General features: G+C 64.6%; 18 protein-coding genes and 2 pseudogenes. 5 read left to right on the top strand and 15 right to left on the bottom strand.

Annotated features, from left to right (window positions below):
• Positions 1 to 8: 8 nt before the first annotated feature.
• The 4 genes from PCQ86_RS12025 to PCQ86_RS12010 form a co-directional block, all read right to left on the bottom strand.
• Positions 9 to 1,262, bottom strand: a complete 1,254-nt coding sequence (locus PCQ86_RS12025; protein WP_270173835.1) for a hypothetical protein — start codon at positions 1,260 to 1,262, stop codon at positions 9 to 11.
• Positions 1,263 to 1,286: 24 nt separating this feature from the next.
• On the bottom strand, positions 1,287 to 3,032 hold the full coding sequence (locus PCQ86_RS12020; protein ID WP_103738925.1) for a DUF4384 domain-containing protein: 1,746 nt from the start codon (positions 3,030 to 3,032) through the stop codon (positions 1,287 to 1,289).
• 94 nt (positions 3,033 to 3,126) lie between these two features.
• Positions 3,127 to 3,546 (bottom strand): hypothetical protein, encoded by a 420-nt coding sequence (locus tag PCQ86_RS12015; RefSeq protein ID WP_011805218.1) that lies wholly within the window; start codon positions 3,544 to 3,546, stop codon positions 3,127 to 3,129.
• Between the two features lie 66 nt (positions 3,547 to 3,612).
• Complete coding sequence (locus PCQ86_RS12010; RefSeq protein WP_270173834.1) at positions 3,613 to 4,155, bottom strand: hypothetical protein; 543 nt, start codon at positions 4,153 to 4,155, stop codon at positions 3,613 to 3,615.
• Positions 4,156 to 4,916: 761 nt separating this feature from the next.
• Between PCQ86_RS12010 and PCQ86_RS12005 the strand changes: the two genes are divergently transcribed.
• Entirely contained in the window at positions 4,917 to 5,630 is a 714-nt protein-coding gene (locus PCQ86_RS12005; protein ID WP_162844542.1) for a response regulator transcription factor, read from the top strand.
• Between the two features lie 123 nt (positions 5,631 to 5,753).
• Positions 5,754 to 6,527, top strand: a complete 774-nt coding sequence (locus tag PCQ86_RS12000) for a sensor histidine kinase (RefSeq protein WP_270173833.1) — start codon at positions 5,754 to 5,756, stop codon at positions 6,525 to 6,527.
• A gap of 90 nt (positions 6,528 to 6,617) precedes the next feature.
• On the opposite strand, the gene PCQ86_RS11995 is transcribed toward PCQ86_RS12000, so the two are convergent.
• Positions 6,618 to 8,807: an AsmA family protein gene (locus tag PCQ86_RS11995; RefSeq protein WP_270173832.1), complete on the bottom strand. Its 2,190-nt coding sequence runs from the start codon at positions 8,805 to 8,807 to the stop codon at positions 6,618 to 6,620.
• A gap of 338 nt (positions 8,808 to 9,145) precedes the next feature.
• Between PCQ86_RS11995 and PCQ86_RS11990 the strand changes: the two genes are divergently transcribed.
• From PCQ86_RS11990 to PCQ86_RS11980, 3 genes are all read left to right on the top strand, one after another.
• On the top strand, positions 9,146 to 9,376 hold the full coding sequence (locus PCQ86_RS11990) for a hypothetical protein (protein WP_041839010.1): 231 nt from the start codon (positions 9,146 to 9,148) through the stop codon (positions 9,374 to 9,376).
• A 16-nt stretch (positions 9,377 to 9,392) separates the two neighbouring features.
• A complete protein-coding gene (locus PCQ86_RS11985; protein ID WP_270173831.1) occupies positions 9,393 to 9,656 on the top strand; it encodes a hypothetical protein in 264 nt (87 codons plus the stop codon).
• Between the two features lie 121 nt (positions 9,657 to 9,777).
• Entirely contained in the window at positions 9,778 to 10,692 is a 915-nt protein-coding gene (locus PCQ86_RS11980) for a pseudouridine synthase (protein WP_270173830.1), read from the top strand.
• A gap of 254 nt (positions 10,693 to 10,946) precedes the next feature.
• Here the strand turns inward: PCQ86_RS11980 and PCQ86_RS11975 are convergent.
• The 10 genes and pseudogenes from PCQ86_RS11975 to yfdX2 all read right to left on the bottom strand — a co-directional run bounded on the left by PCQ86_RS11975 (position 10,947) and on the right by yfdX2 (position 19,661).
• A pseudogene (locus tag PCQ86_RS11975) lies at positions 10,947 to 11,841 on the bottom strand (LysR family transcriptional regulator).
• A gap of 232 nt (positions 11,842 to 12,073) precedes the next feature.
• Positions 12,074 to 13,225, bottom strand: a complete 1,152-nt coding sequence (locus PCQ86_RS11970) for a S1C family serine protease (RefSeq protein WP_270173829.1) — start codon at positions 13,223 to 13,225, stop codon at positions 12,074 to 12,076.
• A gap of 24 nt (positions 13,226 to 13,249) precedes the next feature.
• Positions 13,250 to 14,215: a zinc metalloprotease HtpX gene (locus tag PCQ86_RS11965; RefSeq protein WP_270173828.1), complete on the bottom strand. Its 966-nt coding sequence runs from the start codon at positions 14,213 to 14,215 to the stop codon at positions 13,250 to 13,252.
• Positions 14,193 to 14,690, bottom strand: coding sequence for a heat resistance protein PsiE-GI (gene psiE-GI, locus PCQ86_RS11960; RefSeq protein ID WP_270173827.1), 498 nt, complete (start codon positions 14,688 to 14,690; stop codon positions 14,193 to 14,195). Before psiE-GI ends, PCQ86_RS11965 begins: the two co-directional genes overlap by 23 nt.
• Positions 14,687 to 15,661 (bottom strand): NAD-binding protein, encoded by a 975-nt coding sequence (locus PCQ86_RS19870; protein WP_442874411.1) that lies wholly within the window; start codon positions 15,659 to 15,661, stop codon positions 14,687 to 14,689. The genes psiE-GI and PCQ86_RS19870 overlap by 4 nt, the downstream gene beginning before the upstream one ends.
• Positions 15,574 to 16,407 (bottom strand): annotated as a pseudogene (locus tag PCQ86_RS19865) (cation:proton antiporter). The gene PCQ86_RS19870 and the pseudogene PCQ86_RS19865 overlap by 88 nt, the downstream one beginning before the upstream one ends.
• A gap of 3 nt (positions 16,408 to 16,410) precedes the next feature.
• Positions 16,411 to 16,851, bottom strand: a complete 441-nt coding sequence (gene trx-GI / locus PCQ86_RS11950) for a heat resistance system thioredoxin Trx-GI (RefSeq protein ID WP_012761376.1) — start codon at positions 16,849 to 16,851, stop codon at positions 16,411 to 16,413.
• Positions 16,841 to 17,986, bottom strand: a complete 1,146-nt coding sequence (locus PCQ86_RS11945) for a hypothetical protein (protein WP_270173826.1) — start codon at positions 17,984 to 17,986, stop codon at positions 16,841 to 16,843. Before PCQ86_RS11945 ends, trx-GI begins: the two co-directional genes overlap by 11 nt.
• 79 nt (positions 17,987 to 18,065) lie before the next feature.
• Positions 18,066 to 18,677 (bottom strand): heat resistance membrane protein HdeD-GI, encoded by a 612-nt coding sequence (gene hdeD-GI / locus PCQ86_RS11940; RefSeq protein ID WP_270173825.1) that lies wholly within the window; start codon positions 18,675 to 18,677, stop codon positions 18,066 to 18,068.
• Between the two features lie 96 nt (positions 18,678 to 18,773).
• Positions 18,774 to 19,661, bottom strand: coding sequence for a heat resistance protein YfdX2 (yfdX2, locus tag PCQ86_RS11935; protein WP_270173824.1), 888 nt, complete (start codon positions 19,659 to 19,661; stop codon positions 18,774 to 18,776).
• Between the last annotated feature and the right edge of the window lie 57 nt (positions 19,662 to 19,718).

The following is a 19,718-nucleotide window of genomic DNA, read 5'->3' as shown; positions in this document are numbered from 1 at the left end:
AACGATAGTCAGCGTGGCCCCACGGGCCGGCCCGAGCGCCATTCCTGTGGAATCAGCGCGTACAGCGGCGTGGGGTCGCGCACGAACAGCTGCGGTGTGGGCGGCGGCTGCAGGGTGAGCACCGAACCCTCGGGCGACAGCTCCATGGTGGAGAGCTGGCGCATCCAGGCCACATCGATCGTGCCGTCGGGCGCGGGGCGCGAGTAGATCAGCTCCAGCATGCGCTTGGCGGGGCGGCTGCCGCTGGCGGCGGCGATCTGGTACAGGCGGATGGCTTCGGTGTAATTGGACGGCACGCCGTCGCCGCGGTGGTAGCGGCGCGCCTGCGCCAGCCATTCGTCGGCCGTGTGCGGGGCGGGCTGTGCGCTGATGGTCTGCTCCATGCGGCTGGCCAGCAGCCGGGCATTGGAGGCTGCCGCGGGCGAGCGCGGCGCCGCCGCACGGAACTGTGCCAGCGCATCGGGCAAGCGCGCCGCGGCGATCTGGCGCAGGCCCAGTTCGTTGAGCGCCTGGGCACTGCCGGCCTGGGCGGCGCGCTGCAGCAGGGCTGCGTGTCCGTTCTCCTGTGGGGGGGCATCCGGCGCGCGCGGTGCGGCGGCGGGAGGCGGCAGCGGGGCCAGGCGCTCCTGCGCCCACCATTCCAGCAGCAGCGCCAGCGGCGCGTCCACCGCACGCAACTGGGCGATCCACGGGCGCGCGGCCGCAGGTTGCGGCGGGCCCACGCAGCCATCGATCTCGCACCAGGCCAGGCCGGCGCTGGCGTAGGGCTCACCCAGCGCGCGGGCGCGCTCGAACCAGTACCGCGCCTGCGTGCGGTCCAGGGGCACGCGCTCGCCGTGCAGGTACAGCAGGCCCAGGACCCAGGCGCTGCGCGCGGCGGCCTTTTCCGCTGCGCTGCCCTTGCGCGCTGGCGCCAGGGCCGTGGCGCGCAACCGGCGCAACTGCGCCAGGGTGGCCTCGTCCTCGGGTTGGGGCAGGCGCAACGGTTCGGCCTGGGGTTGGCCGGAGGGCTGGATGCGCGGCACGCTGGAGGAGCCGGATGGCTCGATCAGCGGGGCCGCGGGCTGCACCGCCGGCGGCGTGAAGTCGCCGCCGCCCTGGCTGGGCTGGATGGCGGGCTGCGGCAGCGCTTCGATGCGCGCTTGGGCCGGAGCCAGCAGCGTGCATGCCAGGAGCAGCACGGCCGGCAGGGCCAGTCGTCTGCCCCCGGGCGGCAGGGCGGCACCGGCCCGGGGCGCGAAAGGGCGGAGCAGGGGCGTCATGGCGAGGTGGGGCGGGCCGCGCCCTCAGCGCTTCGCGGGCTGCGGGGCGGCAGGTGCGGCCGCCGCGGGCTGGGTTTTCTTGGGCTGGGTCTTCCAGTACACCTCGGACTTCACGTAGCCACTGGTGCCCACGCCCTGCTGGAAGGCCTTGTCGATGTCCTCGATGGTGCGGTAGCCGGGAATGTTGACCAGCCCTGCGCCTTGCAGTGGCGCGGGCAGCCGGGGCAGCACGTCGGTTTCGGCGGCAAAGCAGGCCACGCGCTCGGTGCCAGGGCGGCTCGCGTCCATGATGAAGGCCGGGTTGGGCACCAGCCAGTCGGGCAGTCGCAGCGCCTGGTTCGCCGCCACCAGCGAATGCGGCGTGACCTGGTTGGGCGTGAGTCGCATGACGTTGCCCGAGGGGTCGGCAAAGTAGCAGTACATGTGTGAGGTGCGCGACACGGTGGCCGACACGAACACCTGCTCGCCGACTTCGAAAGTGGGTTCCATGCCCGGAGGCAGCGCATTCTCGATCTGCATGTCGATGCGCCGTGGCGGGGGCGTGGTGGAGGTGAGCACGAGGCCCGAGGTGCGCACGGGCGTGGAATCCCCTTTGTTCTCGGCCATGCTGCCGGTGGGGCCCGACGGGCCCCAGCCCACCCGTTGCAGGGAGCCATCGGGTGCCAACGTCACGAAGTGGCGCATCGCGCGCTCGTAGGTGGAGAAGTCCAGCACGCCGGTGGGCACCAGCAGGCTGTCGATCTGGAACTGCGTGAGCGCGGTGCGCAGCGCGGGCGAGTCCAGCGCGAGCAGGTCGGTGCCCGCCTGCAGGTAGCCCTGGGCGATCAGCGAGTTTTGCACCAGCGTGGCCTGGCCTACGCCGCCGCTTTCGTCGAACCAGTCGCGCATCTGGCGCTGAAAGTCGGGATGCGTTTGTTCCAGCGTCAGGCACTGCCAGTAGGGCACGCGCGCCCACTTGCCCACCAGCTCGATGGTGGCCAGGTCAATCAGCGTGCGCATGGCGCCGCCGGCGCCCAGCGCGTAGTCGCGCCCCACGTTGAAGTTGACGCCGTAGCTGCCGATGCGCCCGGCCACGTCCAGGCCCTGGCTGCCGCTGCCGATGACCACCTCATTGGCTGAGTCCAGTCCGGGAATCAGCGTGCGCGTGCGAAAGTCCCCCAGGTGCATCTCCAGCCCGATCACGGTGGCCGAGCGGTTGCGGCTGTAGCCTGTGTCCAGGCGGCTGGCGGAGGTGCCGGCGTCGAAGCGGTTGGTGGCCACGTTCTGGTCCACGAACGCAATGGCACCCGACACGTACAGCGCGGGGCGCTGCAGTTGCATGAGGTTGTTGTTGAGCAAGATGGTGGTGAGGTTCTGCACCGTATCCTGGCGCACGATGTCCACCTCATAGTCCACGTAGCGGAAGGCGTTGGACAGCCGCGACATCTGCGACAGAGAGGTGATGATCATGTCCTTGGCAGCAACGGGCACGCGGCTGGAATAGTCGATGACCTGCTTGCTGGTGATGAGCGTGGTGGGCACCTGCGCGGCGCGCAGCATGTGGTCCATGCACATCAGCGAATCCGAGAAGCTGGAGACCGAGCGCGTCGGGCGCACGACGGGGCGGTCCGTCGTATAAGCCGCCTGCTGCAGCGATGCGTCCTTGCGGGGGTCTAGCGGCGTTGTGCAGGCGCTGAGCAGTAGAGCGCCCGCCAGCATCAGCCAGGCAGCGCCACGGCGTGGGGCGCCGTTGCGGCCAGGACCGCGGGGAAGTGTGGTTGCGGTGTTCATGGCAAAGCCCTCTCGTCTTCGCGTTATCCAACCCTCTGGCGCGGCCGAGCAGGCGCGCGGCGCATGCCCGGCCGCGCCCGCACGCTGGTGGCCGTCACCAGCAGATATTGACCAGATCCCCTCGCAGCACCACCACCTGGTCGGCGCCGGGCTTGCCGGTGCCACCCGAGGCCGCGGTGCCGAAGTTGCTGCCCACGGATTGCGAGCACACGACCTTGGAGCCTTGCGTGTTCACCGCGTTGACGACGTCCTTTTCGGTCACGATGCCCGTGGTATCGCCAGAGAACGCCTTGGCCACGTAACGAGTCAGGCGCGCCTGCTGCCAGGCGGGCAGGCCGGTGTCGTGGTTGATGTAGCCGGAGCGCGGCGCAGAAGGCAACGGCTGCATCTGCACATTGACCTTCTTATCCAGCACCACCGGGTCTTCTCCCGGCGCGGCCCAGGCGGGTGCCGCGGCGCAGAGGGCCAGGGCTGCCGTGGCGGGCGCCAGGAAGCGTGTTGCGCGACTGAGCATGGCGAATCTCCTCAAGCAACCTGCACAAAAAGCGCCAGGCCTTCAGTAGGCCCGGCGCTCGCGGACTCACCAGTTGGGGCGATAGCAGTTGCCGCCGGGGCAGGGATCCTCGGCGCAAGCGTCATTGGAGGAGATGTTCTGCACCGCGAACGAGTGCGAGCCCTTGGCCTGGTTGACTGCGCTGCCACCGATGAAATTGGCCGTCTGGGTGGAAGCTGCCGCTACCACCACATGCCCGTAGTTGGAGGCGACGTTCTGGGTGGCATGTGCATCGCTGCCGTCAGCCAGGTTGCTCAGCACGGCACCCAGGCTGTTCACCGTCTGGCTGGAAGCAGCGCGGATTTCCACCTTGCCGTTGTTGCTGGCGAGGTTCTGGCGGGCAAGGGCGTCGTCACCCTTGGCTTCGTTGGTCACGGCACCCAGGCCCAAATTGGCGGTCTGTGTAGACGAGCCCCCAGCAAATACCTGCACGGGGCCGGCGTTGGAGGCAATGTTTTGCAATGCCTCGTTGTGTGCGCCGGACGTATTGGAGATGGCGGTGCCGACCGAGTTGGTCATTTGCACGGACGGCCCATTCAGGGTGATGGTGCTGGGCGGTTGCACTGCCATGGCAGCAGTCGCGACGGCACTCAACGCAAAAAATGCAAGAACTTTCATGACTGTCTCTCCTATAACGTGTCAAAAAGACCGCGCCCTCCGGTGGCTTGGGTTATGACCGGTGTCACGGCTGCATCGACAAGAAGAAAGACCGCGCCCGACCCGAGGAGGAATGCCGGAGGCCGCCCGTCTTTTTGTCTGGCTCCAGTTTCCGCAGGGGGGCCTCCGGCATCCATCTCCCATCGCGGGTAGCCGAAGAAGGGGGCGCTCTGACAGCACTGCAAATGCATGCGTCAGAGAGGAAAGAGGGCCAAGAGAGGCGCTGAAAAGGACCGGCGCAGGGGTGTTTCTCAGGTAGTGTCATTCGGTAACAACCGAATCTCTGCGGATGGGATGTGTTTATTGCCAGTGAAGGCCGGACCGGGCGGGACTGCAAAAAACGGCTGGCACGCCCTGCATATTCTTTGGCAGGGAAAATTTCCCATTAATGTGTTTGAGCGAGGTTTATCCCTTATCTGCGTTAGTTTCAAAATGTGAGTCAGGTAACTCACGAAGAAATTACGAATATCTCCGGATGTTTCGGTGTAATTTGTTTTCCTGTGAGGAAAGCACCCAAGGCGTTGGGATGATCTTTCCGTGGTTACGGTGTGCAAACGCTGAGGGGCCCCCAACAGGCGCCCCCGTCTGGAGACTTCTTTATGCTGCCCGTCAACGATCCTCCTGGTGCAATGGCCGCTCCGCGGGGGACGTCTGTCACCCCAGGCCAATTCGCCATGCACCAGAATCCGCCCTCCATCTGGCCGGACTTTCTGGCGGGGCAGCTAGAAAAGCCTGTGCGCGTTTTGCTGGTGGATGACGATGCGCACATGCGGCGCGTCATCGCGCAAGAGCTGATGAGCGACCAGCGTACGCTGCTGGTGGCGCAGGCCACCAGCGTGCGCGAGGGCCGCAAGGCCATCAAGCAGCATGAGTTCGATGTGATGCTCGTGGACCTGAACCTCGGCGATGGCGAGGGCTTCATGCTGATCGACTACATGAAGTCGGTGCGCCCCACGGCCGAGGCCATCGTCATCTCCATCATGCAGAACGATGAGCAGGTGCTGCACGCCTTTGAACTGGGTGCCACGGGCTATCTCGTCAAGAACTCATGGTTCGGCAGCTATCCCCAGGCGGTACTGCAGGTGGCCAACGGCGGTGCTTCCATCACCCCCAACCTTGCGCGTCGCCTGCTGCAGCGGTTTGACCCGAGCGGCGCCGCGGCCCCTCACGCCCAGCGGCGCGTGGAGCAGGAAACCGAGCGCCTGTCCCAGCGCGAGAAAGAAGTGCTGCGCATGGTGGCCAGCGGTTACACCAGCGCCGAGATCGGCAACCGGCTGTTCATCAGCAGCCTGACCGTGAACACGCACATCAAGAACATCTACCGCAAGCTGCAGGTGCGCACGCGGGCGCAGGCCGTGCGCTTCGCGTCACTGCGCGGGCTGTTCTGAAAGAAGAGCCGCCTGGGCGCACAAACGTCCGTCGCACCTGCCGCAGGGATGAGGGAGATTTCCATGTTTCGCACCCGTCCGCCGGCCTTTGCAATCGCCTGCGTTGCTATCTGGTTGCTTGCCATGTCCGTTGATACCCTGCTGCTGGTCTCTGCGGAGCAACTGAGTCTGCAGGCGCAGTTGCGCTGGAAGCTGCTGGGCCTGGGGGCCCTGGTAGTGCTGGGCATCTTGCTGATCGTGCAGTTGCCGCGCGCACTGCAGTGGCGCCCACGGCGTAGCATCCGGCCCAGCCCTGATGTGAAGCGCGAGCGCGAGCGCATTGCACGCAACCTGCACGACCAGGTGGGATCCCAACTTGTCAACGCCATCGCCCTGGTGGACGAGCGGGATCCCGAACACGGGACGCTGATGCAGTCGCTGGAGTTGTGCCTGCTCGACCTGCGCCTGTTGGTGGATTCGATGGACGGCGAGGACGATTCCCTGGCGGACCGGCTCGCGCGGCTGCGCCACCGCATCCAGCCTGCGCTGGACCGGCGCGGCATCGCTCTGCACTGGGAGATTGCGCCACACGATGAACTGGCCCTGCCAGAAGGCAAGGTGGCGCGGGAGATAGCCGCCATCGTCCAGGAAGCCGTGAGCAATGTGCTGCAGCATGCGGACGCCACGGCGCTCGTGATCCGCCTGCACTCCGTGCAAACGCTGCAGGGCAGGGCGTGGCAGTTGCAGGTGGCGGACAACGGCGCAGGGCTGCCGAGCGGCGAGCCCGCGTGCCACAGTCTGGGACGCGGCATTGACAGCATGCGCTCGCGTGCGGCGGCGGTTGCGGGCTGGCTGGAGCTGTTGCCGCAGGAAGGCCGCGGTCTGTGTGTGCAACTCACGGTTCCGGCCGTGCAGTGAGCACGACCAGTGCGTGTCCCCAGGCCGCGCATCCAGAAACTATTAAAACAATAGCTGTTGGCGCTGTATTGGCGAGCCTTGTGGGCTGCTTTAACGTTGAGCGCGCGAGGCGGGCTTGGCCGGCGCAGATGCCGGTGCCGCGCCGGCCTTGGCCAAAAGTGCAGCGCATTGCGCGTCGTCCTCGGCGGCGGGTACGGTAATCGGCAGCAGCGCCAGCGCCGCGGGCGCCGTGAGGGCGGCAGCCACCGCCGCCCCCGCGCGCAGCAGCAGCGGCCCGGGTTCTACCCCCACCTGCGGATCTGCGAAGGTGCCGCGCACATACAACGGCGTGCGCAGTGAGAAGAATTTCCACTTCAGCGAATCGGGCGTGATGCGCAGGTTGAGCAGTTCGTCGCCGAGGTCCACCGTGCCCTTGGCTTCGACGATGGCCTCCTCGGTGTTGAGCTTGACGGTGCGCGTGGTGGCCACGCCACCTTGTACGTCCAGGTTGGCCACGGCGCAGCGCAGCTTGACCTCCTTGTCGTCGCCGAACAGCTTGGAGACGATGACACTGCCCAGGTTGAGCGCCGCCAGATCCAGCAATTCCTTGCTCAGCGTGCCGTCGCGGATGTACAGCCGCACTTCGCCCCCGCTGGTGGCCAGCATGCGCGCCACCGACTGCCCCTGGCCGGTCAGCGCTAGAGCGCCGTCCAGCCGCCCCAGGCTCTTTTGCATGCGCTCCACCTTGGGAAAGAGGGCCGACAGCTGCAGGCCCTGGACCGAGCCCTGCAACTGCACCTGCAGCGGATCGGTGCGGCTGTCCAGCAGCACGTTGGAGTCGATGCGGCCGTGGGCCACGCCAAAGCGCAGCGGTGTCAGGCGCAGCTGGCGGTCTTCCAGCACCGCGCGCACGCTCAGGTTGTCCAGCGGCAGGCTGTCGGGGCGCACCACCTTCTGCCCGGCAAATGCCAGGTCCAGATCCATGGCGCCCCAGCGGTCGGTGGCGAAGCGGGCATCGGGCAGCACCTTGCCGGGGCGGCGCGAGGTGCCTTTCTCCTGTGCGCGCACGCCGCTGGGCGCGCCCAGGACCGGGCCCAGATCCGCCAGGCGCAGTTGCTTGGACGTCATATGGCCCTGCAGCTTGGGACGGGGCTCGCCGCCTGTGTAGGTCAGGCTGCCGTGCAGGTCGCTGCTGCCCACGGTGCCGTTGAAGTCGCGGTATTCCCACACCGCTTTGGCCGGTGCCAGGTTGCCGAGCAGGCGCCCCTCGACCTGGAACGGCGGCGTGTTGGGCAGCACCAGGCCGGTCAGTTCATACAGGTCCGCCATGCTGGGCGCCTTCACGAACACCTGCAGATCCATGCCCGAAAGCGCGGCGGGATTGTTGAGCACGCCTTCCACCCGTGTCTGCACGCTGCCCGAGCGTGCGGAAAAGCGCAGCGGATAGCGCGCCGCCTCCTGGCGCAGCGACAGCACCGGTCCTGCCAGTCCTTCTCCGGTGATGCGCGCCTTGCGGTAGGTGCCCTGCAGCGCGATCTTCATGCCGTACTTGCCTTCGGCCTGCGGTGCACCAGTGGGCAGGGTGTCGATGCGGGCACGCAGCGCCAAATCCTTCAGGCCGTCGGCATAGCCCAGCCAGCCGCCACGCACGACGAGCTGGTTCACGCGCAGATCCCAAGGATTGTCCTCAGCCGTACTCTGTGGGGCACGGGAGCGCGTGAAAGTCCAGTTGTTGCGCCCGTCCTGCCGGCGCGCAAGCACGATGTCGGGTGACGTCAGCACGACCGTGTCCAGCAGCAGCGTGCGGGACAGCAGCGGTAGCAGGCGCAATGTGGCGCTGGCGCTGGCGATGGTGCCCATGCCCGTGGGTGGGCGTGCCGGAGCATTCGCTTGGGTATCCCCCTCCTTCAGCGCGACGGCGCGCGCGGCGTCGGACGCCGCCGAACCCGCAGACGCAGGCGCTGCTGCCGCCGTGGGCGCGTCGGCATCACCTGCGGGTGCGGCTGGCTCGGGGCGCGGGGGAAGGGCGGGCAGTTGGTCCGTGCCTTTGCCCGGTGCTTCCGGCACCTCAAAGCCCTCCGGATTGCTCAGGGAGAGCTGCTGGGCACGCACGGTCACACCGGGTACCCAACGGCGCCAGCCTTCTTCCAGTGGTTGGGGCCAGTGCCACTCAGCCGACAGATCGCCATCAATGGAGAAGGTGCGCCCCGTGGCCTCGCTCACCTTGTCGTTCACCCAGGGCTTGGCGCGGTTCCAGTCCCAGTTCACCAGCACCACGATGAACAGGACCAGCGCCGCCACCACTGCGCCTATCGTGCCCAGCGTCCAGCGCAGTACGCGCTGGCGCGTGGAACGGGGGGGGGAGGGAGGCGGCGGGGGGCGTGTTCTCAGGGGGCATGGCAAAGGCGCCGCAAGCTGGCCAAACGGGTGTGCCTTGCCTCAGGGCGCGGAGTGGTGTTTGAAGCCATGCTAGTGCGAACATCCTCGCGCTGGGCCGTGCGTACGGCGATTGCCGGGCTTGTCCTACAGCCCACCCATAGGACGGCGCCGGGGCGTGCATGCGCCTTTGGCCTACGTTGAACCACAGCTGTTGCTTCAAGAATGGCGCCATTGCATTCACTTACACCGAGGCGCTCCTCATGCAAACGACCGACGCACTCACCCAGGAAACGATCTTCGGCGTGGCCGACAGCGTGACCTATTCCGGCATGCTGTGCCTGGCGCCGGATGGCCGCCGCTACTTTTACGCCCATGCCCAGGTGGATGGACGCACGCTGCCCCTGCCGCATGACCACTGGACCTCGCGCGATGCCGCGGTGCGCGGCCTGGCGGCCATCGCATCGGGCGAGAGCAAGCCCGCGGTCGCATGACACCGGAGCCCCCGCGATGGATGCAACGCCTGCGCTGCCCCAGGTCCTGGAAGAGGGTTATCGCGGCTTCCTGATCCGCATTCCTATTCCTGAGGCCACGCACGTCGCTGCCGGCACGCCGGTCCAGGTCAGCGTGGCGGCCATCTCGCAACACGCGATAGCCCATATGGACGCCATACGCTGGGCACCCGTGGAAGGATCGGAGGGAGACCTGCACACACTCGCACGGATCAAGCAAGCCATCGACGAGGCGTTGGACGGCGTGGATCGCGCTTCGTGATCTCGGTTTGTAACCCAAGACAAAATAGCATCTAGCGCTTTACCATCAAGCGCTGGTAGCTATCAAAAAAATAGTATTGGTGCATGGAGCGGGAGCCTGGGGCCCCTACAATCGCGGCCCCATGCACAACAGCCACGATCCCCGGGTCCTGCCCATGCGCGACGGCGTCAACCCCAGTTGTGTGGTTCTGCCCTCGGCGGGGCAGGGGCTTCTGGTGGACTTCCTCGCGCAGCGCCTGCCCGCCGTGTCGCGCGAGGACTGGCTGCGCCGCCTGCGCGCGAACGAAGTGGTGGACGAGTTCGGCACGGCCGCCACGGAGTGCAGCCCGTTCACGCCGGGCGTACGCTACTACTACTACCGCGAACTGCCGCCCGAGCACGAGCTGCCGTTCCACGAAACCGTGCTCTACCAGGATGCGCACATCCTTGTGGCCGACAAACCCCACTTTCTGCCCGTGGTGCCCGCGGGCCGCTATCTTCAGCAAACCCTGCTGGTGCGCTTGAAGCGCCGGCTGGGCCTGAGCGAGTTGTCCCCCGTGCACCGCATCGACCGCGACACGGCGGGCCTGGTGCTGTTTTCCGTGCAGCGGGCAACGCGCGGCACCTACCAGGCCCTCTTTCGCGACAGACGGGTGCACAAGGTCTATGAGGCCGTTGCACCGTGGCGTTCCGACCTGCCGCTGCCGTGCATCCATGAAAGCCGGCTGGAGGAAAGCGGCCATTTTTTCCGCATGCACGAGGTGCCCGGCACGCCCAACGCGCGCACGCACATCGACGTGTTGGAGGTTGCGTCACCCTGGGCGCGCTACCGTCTGGAGCCCATCACCGGAAAGCGCCACCAGTTGCGCGTGCACATGGCCGCGCTGGGCCTGCCGCTGCGCGGCGATGCGTTCTACCCGGAGGTGAACGACCCGCCGGAAGGGGACTATTCCAACCCGCTGCAACTGCTGGCGCGCACGCTTGCCTTTACCGATCCCCTCAGCGGAGAGGCGCGGCGGTTTGACAGTCGGCTGAAACTGCGCCCGCTGACGGATTAGTGTGTGGAAAAGTGGGGGAGGGGAGAGCAGCCGGAAGGCCGCGTTGCAGCACGCCTTGCCGGAATGCTGGAGCGGGCGATGGGAACATCATCGTGCCCCTAACTCGTTGATTGATAAAGAGTTTTCCGCACTCGGCGAACCGAGATGGACATAATAATAGACTGAAAAACCACGCTTGGTCAACGCGCGTTCCGAGCAAGTCCAGTGCGAGCCATGGACAGCCAGCAATAGCCAATGTACCCGAGCGCTCAGCGTCACGAGGCCGGTTCATCTCCCTTTGGCAGGAACTCCTCGCGGGCGCGCTGCAGAAACCGCTTCATGGGCTCAGAGGGTTCGGCGCTGCGGCGCAGCAGGTAGGTGGACAGCATGGGCGGCGTGCCGGCCAAGGGGCGAACGGTTATGTCGGGGCGGTTCAGGGTCTGCACCTGCGATGCAATGGCGAAACCTAGGCCATAACCGGCACCGAACAGAGTCAGCATCACGCCTAGGCTCGTCACCTGATCTACCAGCTTGAGCGGCTTGGACGCACCTTGAAGCACCGCCTGGATCTGGTGGTGGCAGCCCGATCCCGCGTCCGGATGGCACAGTACCAACGGAAACTTCAAGGCTTCATCCAATGGCACTTCCGCGTGCGCCAACAAGGGGTGGCGCACGGGCACGATCACCGACAGAGGATCGGTCCACACGGGCTCGGCGACAAGGCCTTCGCTCACCGCGTCCGACAGCGCAAAGCCGATGTCCAGCAGATCGTTGTGCAGGCCCTTGAGCTGCTGCGCGAAAGGCAGCTCGAAGACGCGAATCTCCAGTTCGGGCTCTTCCTCGCGGCTGCGCGCCAGCAAGGCGGCAATGTGGGGCTGCGCCGGCGATGCGCAGATAACCCTGATAGCCCTGCGCCGCCGCCTTTGCGGCACTCACCGCCTGCTCAACGGTGGCCAGCACACGCCGGCACTCACCGAGGAACACTTGACCGGCCCAGGTCAGTCGCGTCTGGTGCGCGCTGCGGTCGAACAACTGCACGCCGAGCGTGGCTTCGAGATTGCGCATTGCGCGCGACACAGGCGATTGTTCTACGCCAAGGCGCTCGGCCGCTCGCGCGAAATGCAGTTCTTCCGCGACCGCAACGAAATAGCGCAGTAGTCTGAGTTCCAATGCGGCCTCCTGTTTGCCTCGTTCCTGGCCTGCGTCCACCTCATGCGGATTGCGCCTCGCTTTCTCCTTCGATGATTGGCAAGAGGTTCCGGCGTTGCATGCTTGCCTATTCGGATAGGCAGATCGCATCCGAAAATTACGGAGGTTGAGGCGGAACGCTACCTGGCCGAAGACCTGAGAACCTCAATCGCCGCGACGCTGCACTACCGCCTGATCCACAGGTTCAGTTCAATCAATTCCCGGGTTGCAGCTCCACACGCACTTCGCGCGTTTTGCCAGACCGTTCCACTGATAAGACCACCACATCGCCGACCTTCCTGTCGTCTAGCTGCGCGAGCAGCTTAGCCACATCGTCCGTCGCCTTGCCATCAACACCGATGATGCGGTCGCCGGGCACGATGCCTTGCGGCGTGACTTCGACACCCGCGAGGCCGGCCTTGTGCGCTGCCGAACCAGGGGTAACACGCAGCACGAACACGCCCTTGCTTCCAGTCAGCGCCAGCAGGCGCTGATTGAGCTGTTCGTCCACCTCAATGCCCAGCGCCGGACGGATGTACTTACCGGTCTTGATGAGTTGCGGCACTACGCGCATGACGGTGTCCACCGGTACGGCGAAACCAATCCCGGCCGAGGCGCCGGAGGGGCTATAGATCGCCGTGTTGATGCCGATGAGCCTTCCTGCCGAATCGAGCAGCGGCCCACCGGAGTTGCCAGGGTTGATGGCGGCGTCGGTCTGGATCAGGTGATCGATGGCCGGGCCGCCCGCTTCTCCGGGTAACGAGCGGTCGAGCGCGGAGACGACACCAGTGGTGAGCGTCCAGTCCAGGCCGAAGGGGTTGCCGATAGCGAACACCTTCTGACCCACCTTGAGGTCGGCACTGGTGCCGACCGGCACGGCCGGCGGGCGCTTGAAACCGACGCCAATCTTGAGTACAGCGATGTCGTGCGCTGGGCTTGCCCCCACCAGTGCGGCCTGGTAGTCGCGGCCGTCGGCCAGTTTGACTGTGGCTTCGGACGCTCCCTGGATGACGTGGAAGTTGGTGACGACGTGGCCGGCGTCGTCCCAGATGAAACCCGAGCCTGTACCGCGCGGCACGGAGAACACGTTGCGCGTCCAGACATCGCGTACCAATTGCGCGGTGGTAATGTAGACCACCGAGGCGCGCGATTTCTCGAACAATTCGATGGTGGCTTTCTCATCCGCCGCCAGGTCGCCGCGCGCCGTCACAGTGCGTTCTGCCGCCTCCCGCGGACTGAACCAGGCCTCGATGGCGGGCAATAACTGCCACAGCAGCATGAGCGCGGCAATGCAGGCGGTGATGAAGAGACAGCGACGGATAAAGTGGTCCTGTGGCGGGCGCGCGTACGGGTCGGGGTAGGCCATGAGAAGTCTCCTGTTGATAGGCAATCAGCGCCACAGTCCGCTCGGGCGCCAGCGCGGTGGGCGCGGCGTCAAAGCGGATTCCGGCAAGAAATGGGGCGCGTGGGGTGGCAACGCTGATGCTGGCCCAGGCGCCAACGTCAGCAGACGTGAGATGCGCTCTTGCGTTGCCGGATGCGTGCGCAACCAGGAGGGTTCGGGATTGCCCCGTCCCGGCCACAACCAGGCACGCCATGAGCGGCTGACCCGCTCGATTTTCGGCAGCGCGGACGCCAGCCCCTGCGGGTCGCCCGTCAGTTCCGCAGCGAGGCGGTCAGCGTCGAACTCACGCACGCGAGACAAGCCGAGCTGTGCGAACAGGGCCAGCTGGGGCGATGCGGCCAATAACAATAAACCAGGCCAATAGACATCCGCCGCGTCAACCAGCAGCGCGGGCAGGCTCAGCAGGATCGCGATCTGTCCCATAAGGGCCAGCAGGCTCGTGAGGCGACTGACGGAATCCGCCAGCCCCATGACGCGCAGATCCTCATTGGCGATGTGCGCGATCTCGTGCGCGAGCACACCCGCCAGCTCGCGTGGGCTCAGGCGGCGCAGCAGGCCATCGGTGAGGGCGATCGATGCCTCCTGCTTCGATCCGGTGGCGAAGGCGTTGACGACGGCACTGGGCACGTAGTGCGGCACCGGCGTTGCGGGCAAACCGGCACGGGCGGACAGCTCGTGCAACAGGGGCCAAATTTCCGGGGCTTCGTGCGGGTGCAGCGCCCGGGCGCGATATAGGCGCAAGGTCAAGGCGGATGCGGCTGCCGGTTCCAGCAGCAGCGTGCCTGCAACGGCAAACAGCGCGAGCCACAGGCCGCTTTCCCCGAACAGCAGGCTTCCTGCGGCGGCTGCGATCTCGACCAGGGTCAGGATCAACAGCCCGGTCTGCAGGCGGTTGAGCCAGCGGTGTTGCAACAACGCCGCGCGCGGGTCATTGGGATGATGACGGATCATGCTCAGATGTCTCGGCGGCGCGGTCGTCGCGCTTGCGCAGCAGCCAGTAGGTCGCACCCAGAGCCAGCGTGGCGCCTGCCAGCGCGGCTATCTTTGCGGGGCTCGCCTCGGGGTCGAGGATCACGAACTTGCGCGCCAGCGCGATCAGGCCGATGAGGATCACGGTCTTGACCTGGATGATGCTGTCCCGACGCAGCGCCACGCGCACGATGGAATGCTTGAACTCCATCGCGATCAAGAGCGTCATGATCATGCCGAACACACTCTGGAATACCTTGTGATCCAGGGGATTGAAGGCATCGAGGACCAGCAGCGTGAAGACGATGGCGATGAGCTGGAACAGCGACACCACGATGATGACGGCAATTACCGCCGACAGAACGAGGGCGACGACCTGCTCGAAGCGCTCGTATAAACTCATGATGGCCCATTGGTCACGGAAGACCTGAAATGGATTGCGGCCTGTTGACTTCATGCAGATGGACTCCCTGCGACATTGCCGCTGTCGAGACGGCGGTGCATCGCACTGATGTTTCGTTCGACGAGCTCGGCCGACATGCCAAGCGACGACATCACTTGTTCCGCCAGCCCAAGGCCTGCGGCAAAGGATTGCTGGTACACACGCACGTTGGGCATGGCGCGAAATGCATCGGCCGCGGTCGTACTTCTGCATGACACCCACAAGGTCAGCGCCGGACGGCGCTCGGCAATCGCCTGGGCGATGCGCAGCACTTGCTGGGCATGGGCGAACGTGAGCACCACCAGACGCGCTTGCGCCAACCCGGCAGCCAGCAGGGTATCGGGCCGACTCGCATCGCCATGGAACACCGGCACGCCGGCGGCACGCGCGGCCTCGACCTTCTGCGCGTCCGCCTCCAGCAGCAGATGCGCCACGCCGGCGTGGCGAAGAATCTCGCTGACTGTCAGGCCAAGCTCGCCCGCGCCGCAAACGATGACATGGTCTCGATATCGCGCCGTCTGCGCGGCGATCTCGACTTCTTCAGCCTGGGGTGGCTGAATGACGCCGCCGGTGCGGCTCAAGAACCGGGCAAGTACATCGTGATGGCGGATCAGCAGCGGTGCCAAGGCCATGCTGAGCACCAGCGCGACCAGCATGGGTTGTACGACGGTCGCGGGAATCAGATGCTGCTGCAAGACCATGCCCAACAACAGCAGGGCGAACTCGCCGCCATGCCCCAACGCTATGCCCGTGCGCCAGGCATCGAGGGCGGACAGGCGCGTCGCCCGCAAGGCCAGGGTGTTGAGCCCGATCTTGACCGGTACCAGCACTGCCAGCCACGCCAGCACCGCCAGCGGTGCCGAAAGAATCTGTGCTCCGTCCAGCTGCAGGCCGACAGTCACGAAGAACACCCCCGACAACACATCGCGAAACGGTTTGAGGTGGTTTTCCATGTGGTGCCGGACGTCGCTCTCGCCCAGCACCATGCCGGCCAAAAACGCACCCAGGGCGGCGCGGATACGCCGACCGCGTGTGCAGCAGCGGCGGCAACCACCACCACGCACAAGGAAACCAGCACGAAGGATTCTTCGTGGCCCTGCCGCGCCACCCAGCCCAGCAGGCCATGTAACAGACGACGGGAGGCGAAGGCCGCTGCCGCGAACAACATCAGCACGCCCAACACTTCGAGCAGCACGCTCTCGATCTTCGGCGACTCGCCGCGCGCCCAGATCGCCAGCAGGGCCAGCAGGGGTACGCTGGCCAGGTCCTGAAAGACCAGCACGGCGATGGCGCTGCGGCCGTGGCGGGTGGTGAGCTCGCCTTGGTCGGCCAGCTGTCGGCTGACCAGCGCTGTGGACGACATGGCCGCCGCAGTGCTGAGCAACGCAGCGCTCTGCGCTCTGAACTGGCTGTCCCAGCCACATCAACAGGTCAGTGGCTTGGCGACAGCGATCATCTGCAAGCTGCCGGCCGCCAATACGGTTTTACGGGAAAGCCAGAAGTGCCCGAGGAAGAACTCCAGCCCAACCATGAACAGCAGCAGGGCCACGCCCAGCTCGGACAGAAAATCAAGCGCTTCTCCCGGCGCGACTACACCGCTGACCGACGGGCCCAGCAAGGCGCCGACGGCGAGGTAACCCAGCAAGGCGGGTACCCTGAACGCCGCCGTCGCCACCGCCGCGAGGCTGCATGCCGCCAGCAGGATCAGGGTGGCGCCGAGCAAGTCCTGCATCGGTCAACGCCCCACCTGTGCAGATGCCCAGCGCACGATGTCCTGCGCGCCCAAGGCGCCGGCCTGACGCCCGATCTCCCGCCCACCCTGGAACAGGGCGAGCGTCGGAATGCTGCGGATGCCGAACTGCGCGGCCAGGTGGGGTTCTGCCTCGGTATTGACCTTGGCCAGCCTGACCCTGGGTTCGAGCTGGCGCGCCGCTTGCTGGAACTGCGGGGCCATCATCTTGCACGGCCCGCACCAAGGTGCCCAGAAATCGACCAACAGTGGCAGGTCGCTGCGCTCCACGTGGCGCGAGAACGTCGCCGTGGTCAACTCGATGGGTTCGCCCGTGAACAAGGGCTGCTGGCAGCGGCCGCAGTTGGGATGTTCCGATAGCTTCGCAGTCGGTACGCGGTTGATGGACTGGCAATGCGGACAGACGAGGTGAAGATCATTCTTCATGGTTCGCCTCCTTGGACCACAGTGAGGCTGCCGCGCTTCGGGTCACAGACAATGCCGACCAATCAACGCCTTGGAGCCAATCGTTCCCGTCTTTGCTTACTCCGGCCTCTTCCAAATGAGCAGCGATGAACGCTTCGGCCTGCATGAGCCACCTTTGGACAGTATCTTCCTTACTAGGAATCAGCAGGATTTCAGAGACGCTGCTGGCATCCAGCCCGTCCACACGGATAAGCAGAAAAATGCGCCGCCACAAACGCGGCATGTCCTTCAGCAGGTCGAATGCAAAAGCGAACTCGCTCGACCGATCAACTAGCTCCTCCTGTTCCGCGATCGTTGCGGCATCGGGATGCTGACTGTCAGCGATGATATCGGCCAGCCTGAGTGTGTCATCGGGCTGATAAAATTCGAAGACTTCCTCTTCCACCATGGCCTCGGCGACGTCCTGGGCATCCGCTTCGACCGGCGCGTCCAGAGAAACGAATTCGCCAAATTGCCGGCTGTTTGCCACTTCGTGATCCAGGACGGCGAACAGATGCTTCAGAAGACCGAAGTAAGCCGCTTTTTCTTCCGGCACGGATTGCCATTCCACCTCAGCTTGGACAATCGCTTCATCCACCACGTCGCGCAGCGTCGGATAATCGCGCGGTAAATCGCCGACGGCACGCAGATAAGCCAGCTCACGCCTTGCGACAGCCTCAAGTTTCGACAGTAGAGGCATTCGGGTCACTTTGGCCTCATGGGCGGCTGACGCGGGTTTTGCGGCAATTCGCACCTTGAGCTCGCGCAAGCGCTCGCGTCGTGCTTTGCGCTTGATTTGGTCCTGAGCATGCAGCCGGTCAAAATGCTTCTTGGCCTGACGGAACATCGACTGTACGAGTGTCTGCGCGAGGGGCGTCAGCTCGTCATGTGACGCAGTAACGCTGACAATCTTTTTGCCGGGCAGGTGCATATAGCCACTGGCCAGAAATTGCCGCTTGGTCTTGTCGCGATCAAGGACGATTTGAAGTCGAACTGAATCTTTAGTGTGTTTGTCGAGCAATGGCTTGAGGTCGCGCTCGATCACATTTCCCAAAGCTCTCTGCCATGGTTCATGAAACTCTTTGTCGATAGCTCGATAGCTATATTGAATCTGCATGCATGACTCCTTTGATGTCATTTCTATGGAGGCACGAACCGAAAATGCTCATATCCATAGAATTTAGTTTGACCCGCTCTTATCCCTGGCGCGTTTTGCGAAGACGCCAACTCAAGAGCAAAAGCGTGACACCATAGACTGCCGCATAGAAGCCCAACAGCCAGCCTGCGGCCAGGAATGACTCGACCGGACGGGAAAAAAATATCCACAAGACGATAGCGCCAAGGACAATCGAGAGCAGTCCACTTAAGGCAAGCCAGATTTCACCCTTGATTTCTTGACGCAGCCGAACGGCGGCGGATATCTCCAGCACACCGGTGAAAATCGCCCAGAACCCCACGCTAGCCCATAAAAAAGAAGCCATGACCATCGTGGCGACCCAAGGAGCAACCAGGACGACGACGCCGGTAAGTATGCCGACAATGCCGCTGAACAGCAGCCAGCCCCAGCGCTCTTTTTTCTGGATATGGCGCACCGCTGCAACCAAGTTGAAAGCGCCATTGACCAAGGAAAATGCGCCGAACACTAAGGTCATGGCCAACAGAGCCGATTGTGGCATCCAGAACGCAAGGGCTGCGAAAATCAATGCCAAGACGCCGCGCAACGCAAAAATCCACCAATTTTCGGTCAATGAACACAGTGTTTTGGTGGGCTCATCCGCACTGGAATCGGTGATGGTGTCTATATTCATGCTATATCTCCTAAAGATCTAATGGGGTGAAAAAGCAAACATTCCTGAGCCAAGAGAGGGGCGCGACGCGCCCCTCTTACGCCCTATCCAGCGGTTTCAGAACAACTTGGACAGCTTTGCCTTGATTTCATCGAGCCAGCCTTTTCCGCCGCCTCCCCCAGCCGTCTTTTGCTTGACTTTCTTGAGTTCAGCATACAGGGGCTCAAAGTCCTTCTTCTTTCCATAGCCCAGCAGTTCTGCCATTTCCAACTGCTGCCGCGCTTCGTTCAATAATGTCTCCAGGCGCTCATTGGACGCTTCGCTCCGCTGACCATCTTCTACCAAGGTCTCGGCGCGCTGCAGGAGCAGCCTGGCGCGCAGGGCGGGCAGCGGATGCACGCTGCGCGTCTCGACCAGCGTGCTGAGCGCTGCCTGCAGCGCGGCTTTGGCTTCTTCGATCTTGCCCTGATCGATCAGCGGCACGACTGACTTCACGGCTGCGGGATAGGAGGCCAGAGGGATGTTGGTGACCGCGATCACGATTTCACTGGCCAGCAAAGCCAGCACGTGACGTGCCTGTTGCACCTCGCCATGTTTGAGGGCATCCAGCGCCTCGTCGGTCATCGCCTCAATGGTTTCCGTGTTGGCGAACAAGTCGTGCACGATGGTGCGCACATCAACGGGGGCCAGGGCGAGCGTGGGTTCGCGCGCAACGATCAGCTCCAGCTTTCCCGTCACTTCGGCCAGCGTTGCCAATGCGCGTGCAGCGTCCTTGCCGTCAAGTGCGGCCAGCGCTGATTTGGTCAGCGACAAGGCCGAGACGGCCTCATCGAGGACTTGTTTACGTTTGTCTGCCGCCTGCGAGTCCGTTTCCTTCTGAACCTCAGGCTGTACCTCCGTGACGACTTCAGGCTTGGCCTCTGGACTGACAGGAAGGCTGCTTACCGCGGCCTGTTCGTTTATTTCTTTGTTCGTCGCATTGGGATTCGATGTTTGCTCATTCATGGTGATATGCCTCGTATGAGTTAGTGAAAATAGGCGAATCTATTGGGGCTGACTGCG

This window comes from Diaphorobacter sp. ED-3, assembly GCF_027625375.1.
Lineage (GTDB): Bacteria > Pseudomonadota > Gammaproteobacteria > Burkholderiales > Burkholderiaceae_C > Diaphorobacter > Diaphorobacter nitroreducens.
This window is presented reverse-complemented; position numbering and strand designations above follow the sequence as displayed.

What these genes read in the sequence shown, in the direction of transcription:
- PCQ86_RS12015 (WP_011805218.1), bottom strand. Translation starts at nt 3,546, where the DNA reads ATGCTCAGTCGCGCAACACGCTTCCTGGCGCCCGCCACGGCAGCCCTG.
- PCQ86_RS12025 (WP_270173835.1), bottom strand. Translation starts at nt 1,262, where the DNA reads ATGACGCCCCTGCTCCGCCCTTTCGCGCCCCGGGCCGGTGCCGCCCTG.
- PCQ86_RS12020 (WP_103738925.1), bottom strand. Translation starts at nt 3,032, where the DNA reads ATGAACACCGCAACCACACTTCCCCGCGGTCCTGGCCGCAACGGCGCC.
- PCQ86_RS11990 (WP_041839010.1), top strand. Translation starts at nt 9,146, where the DNA reads ATGCAAACGACCGACGCACTCACCCAGGAAACGATCTTCGGCGTGGCC.
- psiE-GI (WP_270173827.1), bottom strand. Translation starts at nt 14,690, where the DNA reads ATGAAGTCAACAGGCCGCAATCCATTTCAGGTCTTCCGTGACCAATGG.
- PCQ86_RS11970 (WP_270173829.1), bottom strand. Translation starts at nt 13,225, where the DNA reads ATGGCCTACCCCGACCCGTACGCGCGCCCGCCACAGGACCACTTTATC.
- hdeD-GI (WP_270173825.1), bottom strand. Translation starts at nt 18,677, where the DNA reads ATGAATATAGACACCATCACCGATTCCAGTGCGGATGAGCCCACCAAA.
- yfdX2 (WP_270173824.1), bottom strand. Translation starts at nt 19,661, where the DNA reads ATGAATGAGCAAACATCGAATCCCAATGCGACGAACAAAGAAATAAAC.
- PCQ86_RS11980 (WP_270173830.1), top strand. Translation starts at nt 9,778, where the DNA reads ATGCACAACAGCCACGATCCCCGGGTCCTGCCCATGCGCGACGGCGTC.
- PCQ86_RS12000 (WP_270173833.1), top strand. Translation starts at nt 5,754, where the DNA reads ATGTCCGTTGATACCCTGCTGCTGGTCTCTGCGGAGCAACTGAGTCTG.
- PCQ86_RS11965 (WP_270173828.1), bottom strand. Translation starts at nt 14,215, where the DNA reads ATGATCCGTCATCATCCCAATGACCCGCGCGCGGCGTTGTTGCAACAC.
- PCQ86_RS12005 (WP_162844542.1), top strand. Translation starts at nt 4,917, where the DNA reads ATGCACCAGAATCCGCCCTCCATCTGGCCGGACTTTCTGGCGGGGCAG.
- PCQ86_RS11945 (WP_270173826.1), bottom strand. Translation starts at nt 17,986, where the DNA reads ATGCAGATTCAATATAGCTATCGAGCTATCGACAAAGAGTTTCATGAA.
- trx-GI (WP_012761376.1), bottom strand. Translation starts at nt 16,851, where the DNA reads ATGAAGAATGATCTTCACCTCGTCTGTCCGCATTGCCAGTCCATCAAC.
- PCQ86_RS12010 (WP_270173834.1), bottom strand. Translation starts at nt 4,155, where the DNA reads ATGGCAGTGCAACCGCCCAGCACCATCACCCTGAATGGGCCGTCCGTG.
- PCQ86_RS19870 (WP_442874411.1), bottom strand. Translation starts at nt 15,661, where the DNA reads ATGGTGCTGGGCGAGAGCGACGTCCGGCACCACATGGAAAACCACCTC.
- PCQ86_RS11985 (WP_270173831.1), top strand. Translation starts at nt 9,393, where the DNA reads ATGGATGCAACGCCTGCGCTGCCCCAGGTCCTGGAAGAGGGTTATCGC.